The sequence below is a fragment of the Enterobacter cloacae complex sp. CARB60 genome (assembly GCF_036487345.1).
Taxonomy (GTDB): Bacteria; Pseudomonadota; Gammaproteobacteria; order Enterobacterales; family Enterobacteriaceae; genus Enterobacter; species Enterobacter asburiae_D.
Window position 1 is genome coordinate 3,316,828 of sequence record NZ_JAZKLC010000002.1, and the last position, 20,407, is coordinate 3,337,234.

A 20,407-nucleotide genomic window follows, 5' to 3' on the forward strand; every position below is an offset into this window, starting at 1 on the left:
TCCCACGGGGAGAGGGAGAAAACAACGCTTTACTCACGATGCCGCGATGAAAAGATCCCGCAGTTGATGAAGCTGGTCGCGGATCTGCGCCGCCTCTTCGAACTCCAGGTTCTGCGCGTGCTGCATCATCTGCCCTTCCAGCTCGTGGATTTTCTGCTGCAGCGCTTTCGGCGTCAGCACGACGGTATCTTCTTCCACCACTGAACGCGCCTTGCCGCGGCCTTTCGCTTTGGTTTTGGCAATGTTCTGACCCAGCGCCAGAATATCCACCACCTTCTTGTTCAGCCCCTGCGGCGTGATGCCATGCTCTTCGTTGTAGCGCTGCTGTTTCTCGCGACGGCGCTCCGTTTCGCCAATCGCTTTCGCCATCGACGGAGTGATTTTGTCACCGTACAGAATCGCTTTCCCGTTGACGTTACGCGCCGCACGGCCAATGGTCTGAATCAGGGAGCGTTCAGAACGCAGGAAGCCCTCTTTATCCGCATCCAGAATCGCCACCAGCGAGACCTCCGGCATATCCAGGCCTTCTCGCAGCAGGTTGATCCCCACCAGCACGTCAAACTCGCCCAGACGCAGGTCGCGGATAATCTCCATGCGCTCCACGGTATCAATATCCGAGTGCAGATAGCGCACCTTCTCGCCGTGCTCTTCGAGATACTCGGTGAGGTCTTCCGCCATACGCTTGGTGAGCGTGGTTACCAGCACGCGCTCGTTAATGGCGGCACGGGCGCGGATCTCGGAGAGCAGATCGTCCACCTGCGTCGCCACGGGACGCACCTCGATAATCGGGTCCAGCAGCCCGGTCGGACGCACAACCTGATCGACAACGTCTTCACCGGATTTCTCCAGCTCGTAGTTGCCCGGCGTGGCCGAGACGTAAATGGTTTGCGGCGCCAGCGCCTCAAACTCTTCAAACTTCATCGGACGGTTATCCAGCGCTGACGGCAGGCGGAATCCGTACTCCACCAGCGTCTCTTTACGCGCCCGGTCACCGCGGTACATCCCGCCGATCTGCGGGATCGTGACGTGGGATTCGTCGATCACCAGCAGACCGTCTGCCGGAAGGTAATCAAACAGCGTCGGCGGCGGCTCGCCCGGCCCGCGCCCGGAGAGGAAGCGCGAGTAGTTTTCAATGCCGGAGCAGTAGCCCAGCTCGTTCATCATCTCAAGGTCGAACTGGGTACGCTGGCTCAGGCGCTGCTCTTCCAGCAACTTATTATTCGCCAGCAGCACCTTACGGCGCTCGGCCAGCTCCACTTTGATCTCTTCCATCGCCTGCACGATACGCTCGCGCGGCGTCACGTAGTGCGTTTTCGGGTAAATAGTGAAACGCTGGATCACCGACTCAACGTGTCCGGTCAGCGGGTCGAAGAGCGACAGGCGTTCAACCTCTTCGTCAAACAGCTCGACGCGCAGCGCCATATCGTCCGATTCCGCCGGGAAGATGTCGATCACCTCACCGCGTACGCGGAACGTCCCGCGCTGGAACGCCTGATCGTTACGGGCGTACTGCAGCTCCGCCAGACGACGAACGATGGCGCGCTGGTCGATGATCATCCCCTGCGTCAGGTGCAGCATCATCTTGAGATAAAGATCCGGATCGCCCAGACCGTAGATCGCGGAAACCGATGCGACGACGACCACGTCGCGACGCTCCAGAAGCGCCTTAGTGGCCGACAGTCGCATCTGCTCGATGTGTTCGTTCACCGAGGCGTCCTTCTCGATGAAGGTGTCAGAGCTCGGTACATAGGCTTCAGGCTGGTAGTAATCGTAGTAGGAGACGAAATACTCCACCGCATTTTCCGGGAAGAACTCTTTCATCTCGCCGTAAAGCTGCGCGGCCAGGGTTTTATTGGGTGCCAGCACCATCGTTGGGCGCTGGAGATCCGCAATCACGTTGGCGATGGTGAAGGTTTTACCCGAGCCGGTTACCCCCAGCAGCGTCTGGTGCGCCAGCCCATCTTCCAGCCCCTCTTCCAGACGACGGATCGCCTCAGGCTGATCGCCAGATGGACGGAAAGCAGAATTCAATTTGAACGGTTTACTCATGGGCGACAACCTGATGACGTTAAAAGCGGCAGGTGAGTAATTTTACTCGTTGTTGCCAGGAATGCCAGTAAAAAACACTGGATGAAAAACCAGTAGCATGTCAGGATATTTAGCATAGCGCCTTAAGGATTGGTGCGATAACGGCCAAAATTTGGACTGTGACAATATAAAACACCAGTCAGGTCAGGTTATCCCCAGAACTTTTTCTTTTTTAACATTTGTCAAGCCAGGTAATGATAGTTTTGTGGCAACGGGTGACACTTTCATGACGGGAATTGCTTTTATCTAAGCAGTTAAATAATAAACGATATTTTCTAAAGCCGCGTTTCGCGTCAATTTGGACGTAAGCCGCGTCTTCTCTCGCTTATCGCGTGTTTTCTAACTCTAATACACATGGTTATCCACAGGAATAGTGGATAACTGCTTCCAGCCCATGCAGCGTGGCGCTCGGCAAATTCCCGGTTTTTCCCACGAGACGGCAGTAAAAAATTTTTATAGCTCTTTTTTGATGATTAACAGTTGTGTCATTCATAACCAACCGATGGGATCTTGCTCACATTTTCATCATTTCGGGCACTGCACCACAACTCAACACCGCCAGCACCGTCGATGTGCAATCCCGTTTTTTCTCAGCCCCCTCTCCGGTGACTTATTCCTAAAAAAGCCGTTTTTTTAAACACTTTTCGGTTTCTGGCAGGGGTTTTGCACACTCAAACTCGAGCCTCACCTACACACATTTTTAAGGAGAGAAAGATGTTGAGTCTGCGTGCTGTGAATCAGTTTTACGGAAGCCAACATACGCTATGGAACGTGAATTTGGATTTTCCGCAAGGGATGTGTACAGGCGTCGTTGGCCTGCCGGGGATGGGGAAAACCACCCTCATGAATTGCATCGCCGGGAAAGTGCCCGTCGAAAGCGGCAGCATCATCTGGCATGAGGCGGGCGCCCCGCCCCGCGACTTGCTTAACCTGCCGCCAGAACAGCGTTCAGGGCCGGGGATAGGCTATGTCCCGCAGGACAGGCGGATCTTCTCCCAGCTAACGATTGAGGAAAATCTGCATATCGCCATGCGGGCGATGGGGAAACCCAACCCGGAAGCGAAAAGCGACGTTTACGACCTGTTTCCGGCGCTCTACGCGTTGCGGCAGACCCGCGCCAACGCGCTCTCTCCGGACGACCAGTACCAGCTGGCGCTGGCTAATGCGCTGGTGAACCGCCCGCACCTGCTGATCCTTGATGAGCCCCTGCATGGCGCAGGAAACAGCTTCGCCCAGAAGCTGGGGCAGTTGCTGGTGCGCTTAAACCGGGAGTTAGGTATGACGGTGCTGTTAGCAGAGCAGCAGCTTTCGTTTATCCGCCGGGTTGCGGACCGTTTCTGCATGCTCTATCGCGGGCGTAACGTGGCGCAGGGCCACGTTAACGAACTGGATGACGAGCTTATCGCGCACTGGATGTCGCGGGAAGCAAGACGCTGAGATCGAGATAACGCCCGGTTTCGGCATTTTCCGCGCCGTCAGCAAGCCAGGGAATTTCCCCGAGGCACGGGGCGGGCAGTACACGCCTGAGCGTCGCCAGATACTCCTGGTGTCGTTTCCCCGGCGCAACCACGTCGTTGGCTATCCAGCCCGCCAGACGCAGCCCGGCCTGCTGCACGGCCTGCGCGGTCAACATGGCGTGATTGATGCAGCCCAGCTTGACGCCGACGACCAGAATGACCGGAAGCTGCTCCGCCTGCACCCAGTCGGCAAACGTCTGCGCGTCCGAAAGCGGCGTAAACCAGCCCCCTGCACCTTCCACCAGCACCCAGTCGGCCTGGCCTTCCAGCGTCCGTAACCCGGCAGACAGCACCGCGAAATCAATCGGACGACCTTCGTCAGCGCTGATGATGTGCGGCGAGGTCGGCTCGGCAAAGGTGTACGGATTGACCGCTGAATAGGCGAGTTCAAGCGTGCTGTTACGCTGGAGCGCCAGCGCGTCGGTGTTGCGTAACCCTTCCGGCGTCATCTCGCTGCCGGACGCAACCGGCTTATATCCGGCGGTGTTTTTCCCAAGCTTCCGTGCCGCCTGCAGCAGCGCCGCGCTGGCAACCGTTTTGCCCACTTCCGTGTCCGTGCCGGTAACAAAATAACGTTCAGTCACGTTCGATAACCCCATGAAAAAGTTGATAAGAGAGCGGGAAATGACCCCGCTGCTGCGGCCAGGCCAGCTCCAGACGCTGCAGCTGGCCCCGGGTCAGCGGTTTTCTCTCCCGTCCGGCATGCAGGTGCGTGGCCCCGATGCCCTTCAGCGAGCGCATGGCGCTGAACGCATCGCTAAAATTGAGGGTGATGGTCTGCACCGTGCTGCGGTAGCGCCAGCCTGCCAGCGCCTGCGTCACCTGCTCATGCGATAAAAAGCGGTTAGCGTGCGGCTGCTCATCCACCGCTTTCCACGCCTGATTCAGCTCCGGCAGCGAACTTTCCAGCAGGGTGGTAAAAGCCACCTTCCCACCCGGTCGCGCCACGCGATAAAGCTCGCGCAGGGCCTGCGGCAGGCTGCTGCACCACTGGACCGCCAGATGACTCCAGACCAGATCGAACTGCGCATCCGCCAGCGGGATCGCCTCGATATCGGCCAGCAGATAGCGATCCGCAGCCTGCCTCTGACGCGCCTCGTTGAGCATCTGGTCTGAGAGGTCGATAGCCGTGACCTGGCTTCCCGTCCCGCGCCAGTAGCGGCTGTTGCTGCCGGGACCACAGCCCGCGTCCAGCACCTGCGAAAAACGGTTCTCGCCAAGCGCGGCCAGAAGCCCCTCCGCGCTCTGACGCTGCAGTTCATCGTGCTGCGAATAGCTCTGCGCGGCGCGACCAAATGCCGCCGCAACGGCCTGTTTATTCACCGGCAACATAGAGCGCCTCCAGCAGCGTCTGGATATCCCGTGCTTCATGCGCCGCCGTCAGGGTTAAGCGCAGCCGCGCCGTTCCCGGCGGGACCGTTGGGGGGCGGATGGCGGTCACCCACATGCCGCGCTCGCGCAGCGCCTGCGCCAGCGCCAGCGCGCGGCCGTTTTCGCCGACAATCACCGGCTGGATAGCGCTCTGCGAATCGGGACTGTGGAAGGGCAGCGCCGCCAGCCCCTGACGGAAGCGGGAGATATGCTCTGCCAGCCGCTGACGACGTTCATCCCCTTCTGCGCTGCGGATCACCGCCAGCGACGCAGACAGCGCCACGGCCTGCGCCGGGGGCATGCTGGTGCTGTAGATCAGGTGTCGGGCAAACTGTAGGAGATAGTCGGCGACGGACTCGCTGCACAGCACGGCGGCGCCGCTGACGCCAAACCCTTTGCCGAAGGTGACAATCAGCAGTTCCGGCTTCACGTTTTGCTGATGCGCGCTGCCGCGACCTTCGTCGCCCATTACGCCAATCCCGTGGGCATCGTCCACCAGCAGCCAGGCGTTTTGCCGCTTTGCGGCCTCGTGCAGCGCGGCAAGCGGCGCGCTGTCGCCGTCCATGCTGAACACGCCTTCGGTGACCGCCAGCTGCTGTCCGTCGCAGGGTTTATCCAGCAGCGCAGCAAGCTGCCCCGCATCGTTATGGGCAAAGCGGCGCAGCTGCGCCGGGCTTAAATTTGCCGCCTCCAGCAGCGAGGCGTGGCTCAGGCGGTCAGCGACAATACGGTCCTCTTTTTCCATCAGGGCGGTAATGACCGCCTGATTCGCGGCAAAGCCGGAGATAAAGAGTAGCGCGCGCGGGTAGCCGAGCCAGTCGGCAAGCGCTTCCTCAAGCGCCTGATGCGCCGTGGTGTAGCCGCTGACGTGTCCCGAACCGCCGCTACCCACGCCAAACCGCTCCGCCCCCTGCTGCCAGGCGCGGATGATGGCCGGATGTTGGCTCAGTCCGAGATAGTCGTTGCTGGAGAAATTACAATACTGCCGCCCGTCGCGGGTAAGAAAACGGCCCGCGCCGTTTTCCACCACCCTGCGAACGCGAAACGCCTCTGCCGCCCGGCGTTCATCCAGCGCGGTATTCACTCGTGCCTGCCAGGTCATACGGCTGCCGCGTTGTAGAACTGGTCGGTGTCGGCGTTGAAAATCTGCTGCTCCAGCTGCTGCTGTTGCTCGTTATCGCCCGTCAGCACCTCGGTCTGGTGCGGGTTAAGCCCCAGCTTGCGGAAAAGCTGAACGTCTTTGTCCTCTTCCGGGTTCGGCGTGGTCAGCAGCTTGCAGCCGTAGAAGATGGAGTTGGCTCCGGCCATAAAGCACATGGCCTGAGTTTGCTCACTCATCTGCTCGCGACCGGCGGAGAGACGCACGAAAGAGGTCGGCATCATGATGCGCGCCACCGCGATGGTGCGGATAAAATCAAACGCATCCACGTCGTCGTTGTCCGCCAGCGGTGTGCCCTTGACCTTCACCAGCATGTTGATCGGCACGCTTTCCGGCGGGGTCGGCAGGTTCGCCAGCTGCAGCAGCAGGCCCGCGCGGTCTTTTACCGTTTCGCCTAAGCCCACGATACCGCCGGAGCAGACCTTGATCCCCGCGTCGCGCACTTTATCCAGCGTGTCCAGGCGCTCCTGATAGGTTCGCGTGGTGATGATGTTGCCGTAAAACTCCGGCGAGGTGTCGAGGTTGTGGTTGTAGTAGTCCAGTCCCGCGGCGGAGAGGCGCTGCGCCTGTTCGTCATTCAGCGTGCCGAGGGTCATACAGGCTTCGAGACCCATCTCCTTCACGCCCTTCACCATCTGCTCCAGATACGGCATGTCGCGATCGTGCGGGTTCTTCCACGCCGCGCCCATGCAGAAGCGGGTCGAGCCGGCGTTTTTCGCCTTGCGCGCCGAGTCGAGCACCTGCTCGACTTCCATCAGCCGTTCGGACTCCAGGCCGGTTTTGTAGCGCGCACTCTGCGGGCAATATTTGCAGTCTTCAGGACAGGCACCGGTTTTGATCGACAGCAGCGTGCTGACCTGAACGTGGCGGGGATCGAAGTGCAGACGATGCACCTGTTGGGCTTCGAACATCAGCTCAAGGAAAGGTTTGTTGAATAATTCAGTGACTTGCGACATCGTCCAGCGTGCGTGGTGAGCCATGGGGCTTCTCCAAAGGGTTTTGTTAATTTTCGGTTCGGTTTATACTCGTAAACCTAAAACTTTTCAAAATGGTTTACAAGTCGATTATGACCCTGGACGATCTCGCCTTCGACAAGCAGCATATCTGGCACCCTTACACCTCCACCACCCGCCCCCTGCCCGTCTATCCGGTGGCTTCGGCCCACGGCTGCGAGCTGCACCTCGCCAGCGGCGAGCGGCTCGTTGACGGGATGTCCTCCTGGTGGGCGGCCATTCACGGGTACAACCACCCGCGCCTGAATGCGGCGATGAAGGCGCAGATTGACCAGATGTCGCACGTGATGTTTGGCGGGATCACCCATCAGCCCGCGGTGGATTTATGCCGTCGCCTGGTGGCGATGACGCCTGAATCGCTGGAGTGCGTGTTCCTGGCCGATTCCGGCTCCGTGGCGGTGGAAGTGGCGATGAAAATGGCGCTGCAGTACTGGCACGCGAAGGGCGAAACGCGCCAGCGGTTCCTCACCTTCCGCAACGGCTATCACGGGGATACCTTCGGGGCGATGTCGGTGTGCGATCCGGATAACTCCATGCACAGCCTGTGGAAGGGCTATCTGCCGGAAAACCTGTTTGCCCCGGCCCCACAGAGCCGCTTCGACGGCGAGTGGAACGAGATGGACATGGTCGGCTTCGCGCGGCTGATGGCGGCGCATCGCCATGAAATCGCCGCCGTGATCCTTGAGCCGATTGTCCAGGGCGCAGGCGGAATGCGGATGTACCACCCGGAATGGCTGAGGCGTATTCGCAAGATGTGCGACCGCGAGGGCATTCTGCTGATTGCCGATGAGATCGCCACCGGCTTTGGCCGCACCGGCAGGCTGTTTGCCTGTGAGCATGCGGGTATCGCACCGGATATTCTGTGTCTGGGTAAAGCGCTGACCGGCGGCACCATGACGCTCTCCGCCACGCTCACGACCCGCCACGTTGCCGACACCATCAGCGACGGCGAGGCGGGCTGCTTTATGCACGGCCCGACGTTTATGGGTAATCCTCTCGCCTGCGCCGTCGCAAGCGAAAGTCTGGCCATTCTGGAAAGCGGCGAGTGGCAGACACAGGTGGCGGCGATTGAGGCGCAGCTGAAAGAGGAGCTAAGCGCCGCCTCGGGTGCGAATTTTGTGGCGGACGTTCGCGTGCTGGGCGCCATCGGGGTGATTGAAACCACCCATCCGGTGAATATGGCGGTGCTGCAGCGCTTCTTCGTTGAGCAGGGCGTCTGGGTGCGGCCTTTCGGCAAGCTTATCTACCTGATGCCGCCGTACAGCATTACGCCAGAGCAGCTGCGTAAATTAACCGACGCGGTCGTAACAGCCGTTAACATTCCCGCGCATTTCACGATTTAACCCTATGCATTACACTTGCTGGACGAGCGATCAACGAGGGTAAATCGTATGAAAATCATCAGTAAAGATCTGCGCGACGGTGAAAAACTGCCGGAACGCCACGTATTCAACGGCATGGGGTATCAGGGAGACAATATCTCCCCGCACCTGGCGTGGGACGATGTTCCGGCCGGAACCAAAAGCTTTGTCGTGACCTGCTACGACCCGGATGCGCCTACCGGCTCCGGCTGGTGGCACTGGATTGTAGCGAACCTGCCTGCCGACACGCGCGTCCTGCCGCAGGGCTCTGGTTCAGACCTGGTTGCCCTGCCTGAAGGCGCCATTCAGACCCGCACTGACTTTGGTAAAGCGGGCTACGGCGGCGCGGCGCCGCCAAAAGGGGAAACTCACCGCTATATCTTCACGGTGCACGCGCTGGATGTGGAGAAGATTGAGGTCGATGAAGGGGCGAGCGGCGCGATGGTAGGGTTTAACGTGCATTTCCATTCGCTTGGGAGCGCGTCGATTACGGCGATGTATTCATAAAAAAAGCCGGGTGGCGGCTACGCCTTACCCGGCCTACATTTCGAACTCGTAGGCACGATAAGCGCAGCGCCACCGGGCAAAAATCACAGCACCGAAGGAAGCAGTCCTACAAGCCTTCCCTCTTCCAGAAGCTGCATCGCCTGGCGCATAAAAAAGCCGGGTGGCGGCTACGCCTTACCCGGCCTACATTTCTCACTCGTAGGCCCGGTAAGCGCAGCGCCACCGGGCAAAAATCACAGCATCGAAGGTAACAGCCCCACCAGCCGCCCTTCTTCCAGAAGCTGCATCGCCTGGAGCATAAAACAAGCCGGGCGGCGGCTTCGCCTTACCCGGCCTACATTTCGCACGCGTAGGCCCGGTAAGCGCAGCGCCACCGGGCAAAAAATCACAGCACCGGCGGTAACAGCCCCACCAGCCGCCCTTCTCCCAGAAGCTGCATCGCCTGGCGCATAAAAAAAGCCGGGTGGCGGCTTCGCCTTACCCGGCCTACATTTCGCACTCGTAGGCCCGGTAAGCGCAGCGCCACCGGGCAAAAATCACAGCACCGAAGGTAACAGCTCCACCAGCCGCCCTTCTTCCAGAAGCTGCATCGCCTTATCAATATCCGGCGCAAAGAAGCGGTCGTCATCGTAGTGCGATACATGCTCGCGCAGCGCATGACGCGCCTGCTCCAGCAGCGGGCTGGATTTTAGCCCTTCTCGCAGATCGATACCCTGACTTGCCGCCAGCCATTCCACCGCCAGCACGCCGCGGGTGTTGGAGGCCATTTCCCACAGACGACGCCCGGCAGCCGGTGCCATCGAAACGTGATCTTCCTGGTTCGCTGACGTTGGCAGGCTGTCCACGCTGTGCGGGTGCGACAGGGCTTTGTTCTCGCTCGCCAGCGCCGCAGCGGTCACCTGGGCAATCATAAAGCCCGAGTTGACCCCGCCGTTACGCACCAGGAACGGCGGCAGCTGGGACATATGTTTATCCATCATCAGCGCAATGCGGCGCTCGGACAACGCGCCGATTTCGGCAATCGCCAGGGCGATGTTATCCGCCGCCATCGCCACCGGCTCGGCGTGGAAGTTGCCCCCGGAAACCACCTCGTTTTCCTCGGCGAACACCAGCGGGTTATCGGACACCGCGTTGGCCTCCACCAGCAGGACCTCTGCCGCCTGACGTATCTGCGTCAGGCACGCGCCCATCACCTGCGGCTGGCAGCGCAGAGAATACGGATCCTGCACCTTCTCGCAGTTATGGTGTGAATCGGCAATTTCGCTGGTGTCGGTAAGCACGTGACGATACATCGCGGCGGCATCAATTTGCCCGCGCTGACCGCGCACCTCGTGGATGCGGGCATCGAACGGGCGACGCGAGCCCAGCACGGCTTCGGTGGTCAGCGCACCGCACACCACTGCCGAGGCAAACAGATCTTCCGCTTCAAACAGGCCGCGCAGCGCGAAAGCGGTCGATGCCTGCGTGCCGTTCAGCAGCGCCAGCCCCTCTTTCGCCGCCAGCGTAATGGGCGTTAATCCCGCTTTTTTCAGCGCCTCTTTCGCAGGAAGCCACTCGCCCTGCCAGCGCGCTTTGCCTTCGCCCAGCAGCAGCAGCGACATGTGCGCCAGCGGCGCAAGATCGCCGGACGCCCCAACAGAGCCTTTCGCCGGGATCCACGGATAGACTTCCGCATTGACCAGCGCCATCAGCGCCTGAATCACGCTCAGGCGAATGCCGGAGAAACCGCGCGCCAGGCTGTTGATTTTAAGGACCATCATCAGACGGACAATCTCATCATCCAGTGGCTGGCCGACGCCCGCCGCGTGCGACAGCACCAGCGAACGCTGTAAGTTTTCCAGATCGTGCGTTGCGATGCGGGTCTGCGCCAGCAGCCCAAAGCCGGTGTTAATCCCGTAGGCGGTGCGCCCTTCGGCAACAATGGCCTCGACGCAGGCGACGCTGTCATTAATGGCGGCGTGGGCCGTTGCATCCAGCGAAAGGGTGACCGGCTTGCGCCAGACGTTACGCAGCTGCTTGAGCGTCAGCGAGCCGGGAGTGAGTGTTAACGCGTTCATTAATGCTTTCCTTGTGTGGCAGGGATCATCGGCAGGTTAAGGCCCTGCTCTTTGGCACAGTCAATGGCAATCTCATAACCCGCATCAGCGTGACGCATCACGCCGGTGGCCGGGTCGTTGTGCAGCACGCGAGCGATACGCGCGGCGGCTTCATCGGTTCCGTCGCAGACGATGACCATTCCGGAATGCTGGGAGAAGCCCATCCCCACGCCGCCGCCGTGGTGCAGCGATACCCAGGTCGCGCCGCTGGCGGTATTCAACAGGGCGTTCAGCAGCGGCCAGTCGGAGACCGCATCCGAGCCGTCGCGCATGGCTTCCGTTTCGCGGTTCGGGCTGGCGACGGAGCCGGAGTCCAGGTGGTCTCGGCCAATGACGATCGGCGCGGAAACTTCACCGCTGCGCACCATTTCGTTGAAGGCCAGGCCGAGTTTTTGACGCCACTCCAGCCCTACCCAGCAGATACGCGCCGGTAAGCCCTGGAAGTTAATGCGCTCGCGGGCCATGTCCAGCCAGCGATGCAGATGCTCGTCATCGGCGACGATCTCCTTCACTTTGGCGTCGGTTTTGTAGATATCCTCCGGGTCACCGGACAGGGCAACCCAGCGGAACGGACCGATACCGCGGCAGAACAGCGGGCGAATATAGGCAGGAACGAACCCCGGGAAGTCGAACGCGTTATTCACGCCCATCTCTTTCGCCATCTGGCGGATGTTGTTGCCGTAGTCAAAGGTCGGAATGCCCATCTGGCTAAAGGCCAGCATGGCGGAGACGTGTTCTGCCATGGAGCGTTTCGCGGCGAGTACCGTGCCTTCCGGGTCGGTTTCCGCTTTTTGCTGATAGGCTTCCCACGTCCAGCCTTTTGGCAGGTAACCGTGCAGCGGATCGTGGGCGCTGGTCTGGTCGGTAACCAGATCCGGGCGCACGCCGCGGGCGACGAGCTGCGGGAGAATGTCCGCCGCGTTGCCGCACAGGGCAATCGACACCGCTTTGCCTTCGGAGGTGTATTTTTTGATGCGTGCGAGCGCATCGTCCAGATCGGTTGCCTGTTCATCGACGTAGCGGGTACGCAGACGGAAATCAATGCGGCTCTGCTGGCACTCAATGTTGAGCGAGCACGCGCCGGCAAGCGTGGCGGCCAGCGGCTGCGCGCCGCCCATGCCGCCGAGACCCGCGGTCAATACCCAGCGGCCTTTGAGCGAGCCGTTATAGTGCTGGCGACCGGCTTCCACGAAGGTTTCGTAGGTGCCCTGCACAATCCCCTGGCTGCCGATGTAGATCCAGCTACCCGCGGTCATCTGGCCATACATCGCCAGCCCTTTTGCGTCCAGCTCGTTGAAGTGTTCCCAGGTAGCCCAGTGCGGCACAAGGTTAGAGTTGGCGATCAGCACGCGCGGCGCGTTTTTGTGCGTTTTAAATACGCCCACCGGCTTGCCTGACTGCACCAGCAGGGTTTCGTCGTGTTCGAGTTCGGTCAGGGATTTTACAATTGCGTCATAGCATTCCCAGTTGCGCGCGGCGCGGCCTATGCCGCCGTAGACCACCAGCTCGTGGGGGTTCTCCGCTACCTCAGGATCAAGGTTGTTCATCAACATGCGCAGCGGTGCTTCGGTGAGCCAGCTTTTGGCGGTGAGTGTGGTGCCGCGCGCGGCGCGGACATCCTGCTGGCGGTATTTACCTGACGACATTGTGTGCTCCTCATACGGGACAGTGATGCATTTAGATATACTTGTATAGACAAGCACACACAAGGTCAGATTTAACAAAAAAGATACAATTTTGTTATATTGCGTTAGCTATCACGCTTTTAAAACTTATGACATAAAGTGGCCCTGCAGCCGGTAGCGGTTACCCGGGAAAAGCAGCCGGGCATGCGACACAATGTGCGACGAGGACCAGGTCCGACGGCGGATCAGCAGGCACGGATCGTGCTCTTTAATGCGCAGCCGCTCGCACTCCTGCGGCGTGGCGCGCACGGCCTCCACAATGTGCTCCCCTTCCGTGAGCGGTGCGACGAGCGAGAGATAGGCGTGCGGCGTGGTTTGGGTGTAATCCTGGTTCAGATAGTCCGGTATCCGTTCCGCGTTCACGCAGCGATCTTCAATCTGCACCGGAATGTCGTTCTCAAAATGCACCATCACGGAGTGGAAAATACGGCTGCCTTCTTTGACATTCAGCTCTACGGCCTGCTCGGCGCTGGCCTGGGTCTCTTCGAGCACCAGCACCTCACAGCGGTGCTGATGATTTCGCGAGGTTATCTCATCGGCAATACTGCGGATTTCAAACAGGGCAGATTGCCCTTTCGGTTCCGCCACAAACGTCCCCACGCCCTGCAGGCGCACCAGAAGCCCTTCGTCGGTCAGTTCGCGCAGCGCCCGGTTGACGGTCATCCGGCTAAAACCAAACTGCGCCACCAGCTCGGCCTCCGAGGGAATGCGGTCGTGCGGCCGCCAGACGCCGGTGGCGATTTTTTCGCTGATCGCCTGCTTCACCTTTTCGTAGAAAGGCGCGGGAGGGCTCGACTGCGGCAGAGGTGAGCGTGAAAACATCGTGACTCCTTGAATAGTGTTATGCCCACCAGTGAGCAATTTGCCAGGCCAGACGGGCGGCAAGCTTAGCGCCCTGTCCGTCCCGATCGTACTGCGGGTTAAACTCTACCAGATCGGTGGCCTGTAGCTTACCGCTACGGCAGATTTGTTCGATAACCGGGAGAAGATCCAGCGCCGGTATGCCTAACGCGGCCGGTGCGGACACGGCAGGCATTTCGCTGGCGGGCAGGACGTCCAGATCGATCGTCAGATAGATACGATCGGCCTGCGCCAGCGCCTTTTCCAGCGCGGATGGCGCATCGCGCCTGAAATGGAGATCCTCCACCAGCGTGACGTTCAGGCGTTCGGCCTCATCCCACAGCGCCAGCGTGTTCGCTGCCCGGCTCACGCCAAAGCAGGCGTACTGAAATTGCCGCCCGCGCTCATCGCAGTACTGCGCCAGCTGGCGAAACGGGGTGCCGGACGTCGCCCGGTCGGCCTTGCGCAGATCGAGATGGGCATCAAGGTTGATCACCGCCACGCGCTCGTTAGGGAACGCATCCAGAACGCCCCGACCGTGCGCCCAGGCGGTTTCGTGCCCGCCGCCAAAGACCAGCGTGCGCATCCCGGACTGCTGGCAGGCCGTGACGGCATCGCTTAACGCCTGCTGCGCCGCTTCCAGCTCGTCGCCTTTAACGTAAACCGAGCCCATATCCGCCAGCCGTTCATGCCCCTGATGGCTCGCCATATTCGCCAGCGCTTTTCGCAGCATATCCGGTGCCTGCACGGCGCCGGGCCTGCCCTGATTGCGTTTAACCCCTTCATCACATTCAAAGCCTATCAGCGCGATGCCGGATGAAAGCGGCGTGAACTGTACCTGCTGCTTTATCGTCTGGAAAATGCGCGTAGCATTGCTGGCCTCGGCGCTGTCGTCGCGCCCCTGCCAGACCGTTTCGGCTACCGGCCGCCATAACCTCATACTGCCTCCCCACGGAAAATACGTTGATACAGCGGATTGCGCCCCGGCTCGTAGACCATCTCAACCGGATGGCGAGCATCCCAGACGATAAAATCAGCGACAAACCCTGCCCTGAGCTGCCCGTGGGTTGCGCCACGGCCCAGCGCCTGCGCGGCATGGCGCGTGACGCCAGCCCAGGCTTCTTCAGGGGTCAGACCAAACTGGACGCAGGCCATGTTCATCGCCAGGTGCAGGCTGGCAAACGGGCTGGTGCCGGGGTTATAGTCGGTCGCGACGGCCATCGGTACCCCCTGTTTTCTGAGCCGTTCAACCGGCGGACGCTGGCGCTCCTGAAGAAAATAGAACGCCCCCGGCAACAGGACGGCAACCGTGCCGCTTTCCGCCATCGCCTGAACGCCTGCGTCGTCGAGATACTCAATATGATCGGCGGAAAGCCCCTTATACTGGCTGACCAGCGCCGCGCCGCCCTGATTCGACAGCTGCTCGACATGCCCTTTCACCGGGATACCCAGCGCAGTCGCCGCCTGGAAGAGGCGCTCGGTTTGCGAAGGGGTAAAGCCGACGTTTTCACAAAACACGTCTACTGCTTCATATAACTCTTTTTGCCACAGCGCGGGCATGATCTGCTCGCAAACCAGCGTGAGGTACGCATCCGGATCCTGCCGGTACTCCGGCGGAACCGCGTGCGCCGCCAGCAGCGTTGGGCTGATATCGATCGGATTATTGAGGCTCAGCTGGCGCGCGACCTGCAGCATCTTCTCTTCGGCCTCGGGGTTTAGACCGTATCCCGACTTGATTTCAACCGTAGTGACGCCTTCATTCATCAGCCGCTGAAGCCGCTGCTGCGCCAGCTGAAGCAGGGTTTCGGGGGAGCTGCTGCGCGTCGCCGTCACGGTAGCGTTAATCCCGCCCCCCTGGGCGCTGATGGTTTGATAAGAGACGCCGTTCAGACGCTGCTCCCACTCCGCCGCGCGATCGCCGCCAAACACCAGGTGGGTATGGCAGTCAATCAGGCCAGGCGTGACCAGACGCCCCTGGAGATCGACACAGTGAGGGTGTCCGGCAGGAACGTCAGATTCAGGGATCACGGCCAGAAGGGTGTGGCCGCGCACGATCAGGGCATGTTGCTCTTTCAGTCCATAAGGCGCAGAGACGTCCGGCGCCATCGTAGCCAGTCGCGCATTTCGCCATATTACATCGTCGGGATGAATCTGCTGCATGGGCATTCCACTTGTCATGGGTTGTATAGACATTTATTTTCATCTGCTGTCTGCTGTCAACCGACTTTGCGGAAAATGTTATTTATTTGTGATCACTTACCTGCCGCCCCGGGGTTAAAAATGCAACTTTTACCCTTTTTATCTTCCCGTTTCGCTCAACTTAGTATAAAAAAGCAGGCTATTTCGTCTATCCCGTAAAGACTTGCATACCCAGGAGCTTCACCTTGAACATTTCCAGGATTTCCCGTCTGGCGTTAGCACTCGCCTTTGGCGTGACCTTATCCGCATGCAGTTCAACTCCACCGGATCAGCGACCTTCTGAGCAGGCTGCGCCCGGTACCGCCTCCCGCCCGATTTTGTCCGCTGATGAAGCGAAGAACTTCGACCGCGCGCACTACTTCTCAGCGATGGATCCTAACGCTGCGCCGTGGACACCGTCGTCTATTAACCTGCCTAAACAGCCTGACTTCGTGGTTGGCCCGGCGGGTGCGCAGGGCGTAACGCATACCTCTATTCAGGCTGCGGTTGATGCTGCCATCACTAAACACAGCGCGTCTCGCCAGTACATCGCGATCCTGCCAGGTGAATATGAAGGCACCGTGTATGTTCCGGCGGCCCCAGGCAGCATTACGCTTTACGGTCTGGGCGAAAAAGCGGTCGACGTAAAAATTGGCCTGGCGATTGATTCCGAAATCGACAGCAACACCTGGCGTCACCTGGTGAACCCGGCCGGTAAATATATGCCGGGTAAACCGGCGTGGTACATGTTTGATAACTGCCAGAGCAAGCGTTCCGCCACCATTGGCGTGATGTGCTCCGCGGTATTCTGGTCCCAGAATAACGGTCTGCAGCTGCAGAACCTGACCATTCAGAATACCCTGGGCGACAGCGTTGATGCCGGTAACCACCAGGCCGTAGCGCTGCGCAGCGATGGCGACCAGGTGCAGATTAACAACGTCAACATTCTGGGCCGTCAGAACACCTTCTTCGTGACCAACAGCGGCGTGCAGAACACCCTGCAGAATAACCGCCTGACCCGTACCCTGGTGACCAACAGCTACGTTGAAGGTGACGTGGATCTGGTGTCCGGCCGCGGCGCGGTGGTATTTGATAACACCGATTTCCGCGTGGTGAATTCACGTACTCAGCAGGAAGGCTACGTGTTTGCTCCGGCAACCCAGTCTAACCTCTTCTACGGCTTCCTGGCCGTGAACAGCCGCTTTAACGCAGCCGGTGACGGCGTGGCGCAGCTGGGACGCTCCCTGGACGTGGACTCTGCGACTAACGGCCAGGTCGTGATCCGCGACAGCGTGATCAACGAAGGCTTCAACATGGCGAAGCCGTGGGCTGATGCCGCGATCTCCAAACGTCCATTCTCCGGCAATACCGGTACGGTGGATGATAAAGGAAACGTGCAGCGCAACCTGAACGACGCTAACTTCAACCGCATGTGGGAATACAACAACCGCGGTCTGGGTAGCAAAGTGGTTGCAGAGCCGAAGCAGTAAGCTGTTTTGCCGGGTGGCGGCTTCGCCTTACCCGGCCTACAGAGATAAAAAAACCTCGCATTCGCGAGGTTTTTTGCTTTTAGCCGCTTAGTGAGCGTTTACCACGACCCACATTGGCCCCTGGCCGACGGCGTAACGTCCTCTCTCTTCCAGCAGCCCCTGCTCGCCTTTAATTTCATACAGCGCGATGTGGTGGGATTTCTGCCCCGCCGCAATCAGGTATTTACCGCTGTGATCGATATTAAAGCCGCGCGGCTGGGTTTCCGTTTGCTGGAACCCTTCAATCGCCAGCACGCTGCCGTCCTCAGAGACGCTAAACACGGTAATCAGGCTGGAGGTACGGTCACAGGCGTACAGATGGCGACCATTTGGCGTAATGTGGATATCCGCCGCCCAGCGGGTATCGGAGAAGTCAGACGGCATCATATCCAGCGTCTGCACGCACTCAATCTGGCCGTTAGGATCTTTCAGCTCCCAGACGTCCACAGAGCTGTTCAGCTCATTGACCACGTAGGCGTACTGCTGGTTCGGATGGAAGACCATATGACGCGGACCCGCGCCTTCAACGGTAGTCACTTCGGCAGGATGCTGCGCCACCAGGTGACCATCGTCGCTCAGGGTGAACAGGCAGATACGATCCTGCTTCAGCGCAGGCACCCACAGCGTGCGGTTATCCGGCGTGATATTCGCCGAGTGGCAGCCTTCAAGCCCTTCCACCACATCCACGGTCTCGACCGGAATGCCATTTTCCAGACGCGTTACGCTGACGCAGCCCGCGTTATAAGAGCCGCTGAAGACAAAGTTGCCTTTACGATCGGTAGAGATATGGGTTGGGCTGCCCGGCAGTGGTGCTTCGGCAGTGTACGTCAGCGCGCCATCGTCCGGAGAAATGCGATAGGCCAGCACGCGGAACTCCGGGCGCACACCCACGTACAAGAAACGTTTATCCGGGCTGATGACCATCGGTTGCACCTGGCCTGGCACATCAACAACCTGAACCAGCGTGAGTGTCCCTTCGGTATTTAAACGCCAGACGTGGATCTGCTGGCTTTCAGGACTGGCGGTATAAACGGTTTGTTTCATGAATATTCACTCCTCACTGCGCATGAAAGTAGTTAACTTTTGACGGTGAATGCTGAATTGTCGACAGGAATTTTGAAGCGTTCGCCTCTCGGTGTACCATCCCATCAAAACGTAAATTCAATATTAACCCGGGAAAACAGATGACCTCGCGTGTGATTGCTCTGGATTTAGACGGTACCTTACTGACGCCGCAAAAAACCCTTCTCCCCTCCTCCCTTGAGGCGCTTAAACGCGCGCAGGAAGTGGGATATCAACTCCTTATCGTAACGGGTCGACATCACGTTGCCATTCACCCTTTTTATCAGGCACTGGCGTTAGATACACCTGCAATTTGTTGTAATGGCACTTATTTGTATGATTATCAGGCAAAAAAGGTTTTAGCATCCGACCCGCTGCCGGTTCCCCAGGCGCTGCAACTGATTGATCTGCTGGATGAGCACGCCATTCACGGCCTGATGTACGTGGACAACGCGATGGTGTACGAGCGCCCTACTGGCCATGTAGTACGCACCAGCAACTGGGCGTTGTCCCTGCCTGAAGCGCAGCGTCCGGTCTTTACCCAGGTTTCCTCCCTGCGTCAGGCAGCCCAGGACGTTGAGGCTATCTGGAAATTCGCCCTGACGGATGAAGACACCACCAAACTGAACACCTTCGCAAAACACGTGGAGCAGACGCTGGGTCTGGAGTGCGAATGGTCCTGGCATGACCAGGTAGATATTGCCCGCAAAGGCAACAGCAAAGGCAAGCGTCTGACGCAGTTTGTGGAATCAAAAGGCTGGTCGATGCAGGATGTTGTCGCCTTTGGTGATAACTACAACGACATCAGCATGCTGGAAGCCGCCGGTACCGGCGTAGCGATGGGCAATGCCGACGACGCGGTCAAAGCCCGTGCCAACGTGGTGATTGGCGACAACACTACCGACAGCATCGCGCAGTACATTTATACCCACCTGCTGTAATCAGGCGGTGATCGAGACGCTCTTAATTTGCGCGTAAAGCCACAGGCCGGGTTTGATCCCTAACTCATCCCTGGCCCACGGGCTGATGCGCGCCCAGAGCGTCCTGCTGCCCACTTCAAGCTTCACTTCCACCTGCCCGTTATCATCAAAACACTCCGCGACTTTGGCGCGCAGAATATTTCGAATACTGGTTTGCAGCGGCGGCTGCAGCACCAGCGAGACGTCCGACGCCTGGATGCGAATTCGCAGCGCGGACTGCAACGGTTTGTCGATCTTATTGACCCAAAGATGCTGGTCACCCAGCGCCAGGGCGGTCATCGCGTAGTGTGGATGGTGTTCCAGAACGCTCACTTTCAGGATGCTGCTCTGCTGTTCCCGGGGTAACCACGGGTGCATTACGCTGCTGCCCCACACCTCTTCGAGGTTACCAAACGCCTTAACGCTGCCCTCTTCCAGCACCAGTACCTTGTCGGCCAGATGGAGGATCTCATCCAGCGAATGGCTGACGTAGAGCATCGGAATATTAATTTCGCGCGTCAGGCGCTGTAGATAAGGCAGAAGCTCGCGTTTACGCGGAATATCGAGCGAAGCCAGCGGTTCGTCGAGCAGCAGCAGTTCGGGTGCGGTCAGCAACGCGCGGCCAATGGCCACACGCTGTTTTTCTCCGCCGGAGAGCGAGGAGGGTAGCCTGTCGAGCAGGGGTTCAATGCCTAACAGCGTCACCAGCTTATCAAACTGCCCGGCCATGCTTTTCGCCATGCCGTAACGCAGGTTGCCGCGCACGCTGTAGTGCGGGAACAGGCGCGCGTCCTGGAAAACATAGCCGATGCGGCGTTTATCCGGCGAGAGGTAAACCTTATTCTCCACGTCATTCAGAACGCGGTCATTCAGGACAATACGGCCTGACTGCGGGCGGGTCAGGCCGCTGATGGCATTAATCAGCGACGTTTTTCCCGCTCCCGACACGCCAAAGATGGCGGTAATACCGCTTGCAGGCAGCGTCTCGTTAAGCGTCAGGGTATGGTTTCCCAGGGTCTGGGTGAAATGGAGTTCCAGCATG

At 59.4% G+C, this 20,407-nt stretch carries 17 protein-coding genes; 5 read left to right on the forward strand and 12 right to left on the reverse strand.

The genetic code is table 11. From position 1 onward, the window contains the following. Window positions 1–33 precede the first annotated feature (33 nt). Window positions 34–2,049 carry an excinuclease ABC subunit UvrB gene (gene uvrB, locus V4835_RS16985; protein WP_331412960.1) on the reverse strand — a complete coding sequence of 672 codons (2,016 nt, stop codon included), beginning with the start codon at window positions 2,047–2,049 and terminating at the stop codon, window positions 34–36. Window positions 2,050–2,802: 753 nt separating this feature from the next. Here uvrB and V4835_RS16990 point away from each other — a divergent pair. After that, window positions 2,803–3,525: an ABC transporter ATP-binding protein gene (locus V4835_RS16990; RefSeq protein WP_331412962.1), complete on the forward strand. Its 723-nt coding sequence runs from the start codon at window positions 2,803–2,805 to the stop codon at window positions 3,523–3,525. On the opposite strand, the gene bioD is transcribed toward V4835_RS16990, so the two are convergent. From bioD to bioB, 4 genes are read right to left on the reverse strand one after another with little or no spacing between them, the layout of a single operon-like run. Next, a complete protein-coding gene (gene bioD, locus V4835_RS16995) occupies window positions 3,488–4,189 on the reverse strand; it encodes a dethiobiotin synthase (protein ID WP_331412963.1) in 702 nt (233 codons plus the stop codon). The two genes, V4835_RS16990 and bioD, sit on opposite strands and share 38 nt — an antisense overlap. Continuing rightward, complete coding sequence (gene bioC, locus V4835_RS17000; protein ID WP_331412964.1) at window positions 4,182–4,937, reverse strand: malonyl-ACP O-methyltransferase BioC; 756 nt, start codon at window positions 4,935–4,937, stop codon at window positions 4,182–4,184. Before bioC ends, bioD begins: the two co-directional genes overlap by 8 nt. Beyond that, window positions 4,921–6,078 (reverse strand): 8-amino-7-oxononanoate synthase, encoded by a 1,158-nt coding sequence (gene bioF / locus V4835_RS17005; protein WP_331412966.1) that lies wholly within the window; start codon window positions 6,076–6,078, stop codon window positions 4,921–4,923. Before bioF ends, bioC begins: the two co-directional genes overlap by 17 nt. Then, window positions 6,075–7,115 (reverse strand): biotin synthase BioB, encoded by a 1,041-nt coding sequence (gene bioB / locus V4835_RS17010; RefSeq protein ID WP_331412967.1) that lies wholly within the window; start codon window positions 7,113–7,115, stop codon window positions 6,075–6,077. Before bioB ends, bioF begins: the two co-directional genes overlap by 4 nt. Before the next feature lie 86 nt (window positions 7,116–7,201). Between bioB and bioA the strand changes: the two genes are divergently transcribed. Both bioA and V4835_RS17020 read left to right on the forward strand, forming a co-directional pair. Continuing rightward, window positions 7,202–8,491: an adenosylmethionine--8-amino-7-oxononanoate transaminase gene (gene bioA / locus V4835_RS17015; protein WP_442877317.1), complete on the forward strand. Its 1,290-nt coding sequence runs from the start codon at window positions 7,202–7,204 to the stop codon at window positions 8,489–8,491. 48 nt (window positions 8,492–8,539) lie between these two features. Further along, complete coding sequence (locus V4835_RS17020; protein WP_014831139.1) at window positions 8,540–9,016, forward strand: kinase inhibitor; 477 nt, start codon at window positions 8,540–8,542, stop codon at window positions 9,014–9,016. Window positions 9,017–9,552: 536 nt separating this feature from the next. Here the strand turns inward: V4835_RS17020 and hutH are convergent. The 5 genes from hutH to hutI all read right to left on the reverse strand — a co-directional run bounded on the left by hutH (window position 9,553) and on the right by hutI (window position 15,797). Beyond that, window positions 9,553–11,073, reverse strand: a complete 1,521-nt coding sequence (gene hutH / locus V4835_RS17025) for a histidine ammonia-lyase (protein WP_063143125.1) — start codon at window positions 11,071–11,073, stop codon at window positions 9,553–9,555. Next, window positions 11,073–12,758, reverse strand: a complete 1,686-nt coding sequence (gene hutU, locus V4835_RS17030) for a urocanate hydratase (RefSeq protein ID WP_148242800.1) — start codon at window positions 12,756–12,758, stop codon at window positions 11,073–11,075. Before hutU ends, hutH begins: the two co-directional genes overlap by 1 nt. Window positions 12,759–12,884: 126 nt before the next feature. Next, window positions 12,885–13,619 carry a histidine utilization repressor gene (locus V4835_RS17035; protein WP_024908773.1) on the reverse strand — a complete coding sequence of 245 codons (735 nt, stop codon included), beginning with the start codon at window positions 13,617–13,619 and terminating at the stop codon, window positions 12,885–12,887. A 19-nt stretch (window positions 13,620–13,638) separates the two neighbouring features. Beyond that, complete coding sequence (gene hutG, locus V4835_RS17040; protein WP_331412969.1) at window positions 13,639–14,577, reverse strand: formimidoylglutamase; 939 nt, start codon at window positions 14,575–14,577, stop codon at window positions 13,639–13,641. Next, window positions 14,574–15,797: an imidazolonepropionase gene (gene hutI, locus V4835_RS17045; RefSeq protein WP_331412971.1), complete on the reverse strand. Its 1,224-nt coding sequence runs from the start codon at window positions 15,795–15,797 to the stop codon at window positions 14,574–14,576. Before hutI ends, hutG begins: the two co-directional genes overlap by 4 nt. A gap of 224 nt (window positions 15,798–16,021) precedes the next feature. Between hutI and V4835_RS17050 the strand changes: the two genes are divergently transcribed. Then, on the forward strand, window positions 16,022–17,305 hold the full coding sequence (locus V4835_RS17050) for a putative acyl-CoA thioester hydrolase (RefSeq protein ID WP_063143130.1): 1,284 nt from the start codon (window positions 16,022–16,024) through the stop codon (window positions 17,303–17,305). Between the two features lie 87 nt (window positions 17,306–17,392). Here the strand turns inward: V4835_RS17050 and pgl are convergent, their stop codons facing one another. Next, a complete protein-coding gene (gene pgl / locus V4835_RS17055) occupies window positions 17,393–18,388 on the reverse strand; it encodes a 6-phosphogluconolactonase (RefSeq protein WP_331412973.1) in 996 nt (331 codons plus the stop codon). 140 nt (window positions 18,389–18,528) lie between these two features. Between pgl and V4835_RS17060 the strand changes: the two genes are divergently transcribed. Continuing rightward, entirely contained in the window at window positions 18,529–19,347 is an 819-nt protein-coding gene (locus tag V4835_RS17060) for a pyridoxal phosphatase (protein ID WP_331412975.1), read from the forward strand. On the opposite strand, the gene modC is transcribed toward V4835_RS17060, so the two are convergent. Then, the gene (gene modC / locus V4835_RS17065) at window positions 19,348–20,406 is read right to left on the reverse strand and encodes a molybdenum ABC transporter ATP-binding protein ModC (RefSeq protein ID WP_032661184.1); all 1,059 of its coding nucleotides are present in this window, start codon (window positions 20,404–20,406) and stop codon (window positions 19,348–19,350) included. Window position 20,407 lies beyond the last annotated feature (1 nt).

What these genes read in the sequence shown, in the direction of transcription:
- bioC (WP_331412964.1), bottom strand. Translation starts at nt 4,937, where the DNA reads ATGTTGCCGGTGAATAAACAGGCCGTTGCGGCGGCATTTGGTCGCGCC.
- modC (WP_032661184.1), bottom strand. Translation starts at nt 20,406, where the DNA reads ATGCTGGAACTCCATTTCACCCAGACCCTGGGAAACCATACCCTGACG.
- V4835_RS17060 (WP_331412975.1), top strand. Translation starts at nt 18,529, where the DNA reads ATGACCTCGCGTGTGATTGCTCTGGATTTAGACGGTACCTTACTGACG.
- bioA (WP_442877317.1), top strand. Translation starts at nt 7,202, where the DNA reads ATGACCCTGGACGATCTCGCCTTCGACAAGCAGCATATCTGGCACCCT.
- V4835_RS17020 (WP_014831139.1), top strand. Translation starts at nt 8,540, where the DNA reads ATGAAAATCATCAGTAAAGATCTGCGCGACGGTGAAAAACTGCCGGAA.
- pgl (WP_331412973.1), bottom strand. Translation starts at nt 18,388, where the DNA reads ATGAAACAAACCGTTTATACCGCCAGTCCTGAAAGCCAGCAGATCCAC.
- hutH (WP_063143125.1), bottom strand. Translation starts at nt 11,073, where the DNA reads ATGAACGCGTTAACACTCACTCCCGGCTCGCTGACGCTCAAGCAGCTG.
- V4835_RS17035 (WP_024908773.1), bottom strand. Translation starts at nt 13,619, where the DNA reads ATGTTTTCACGCTCACCTCTGCCGCAGTCGAGCCCTCCCGCGCCTTTC.
- hutI (WP_331412971.1), bottom strand. Translation starts at nt 15,797, where the DNA reads ATGCAGCAGATTCATCCCGACGATGTAATATGGCGAAATGCGCGACTG.
- hutG (WP_331412969.1), bottom strand. Translation starts at nt 14,577, where the DNA reads ATGAGGTTATGGCGGCCGGTAGCCGAAACGGTCTGGCAGGGGCGCGAC.
- bioF (WP_331412966.1), bottom strand. Translation starts at nt 6,078, where the DNA reads ATGACCTGGCAGGCACGAGTGAATACCGCGCTGGATGAACGCCGGGCG.
- uvrB (WP_331412960.1), bottom strand. Translation starts at nt 2,049, where the DNA reads ATGAGTAAACCGTTCAAATTGAATTCTGCTTTCCGTCCATCTGGCGAT.
- hutU (WP_148242800.1), bottom strand. Translation starts at nt 12,758, where the DNA reads ATGTCGTCAGGTAAATACCGCCAGCAGGATGTCCGCGCCGCGCGCGGC.
- bioB (WP_331412967.1), bottom strand. Translation starts at nt 7,115, where the DNA reads ATGGCTCACCACGCACGCTGGACGATGTCGCAAGTCACTGAATTATTC.
- V4835_RS16990 (WP_331412962.1), top strand. Translation starts at nt 2,803, where the DNA reads ATGTTGAGTCTGCGTGCTGTGAATCAGTTTTACGGAAGCCAACATACG.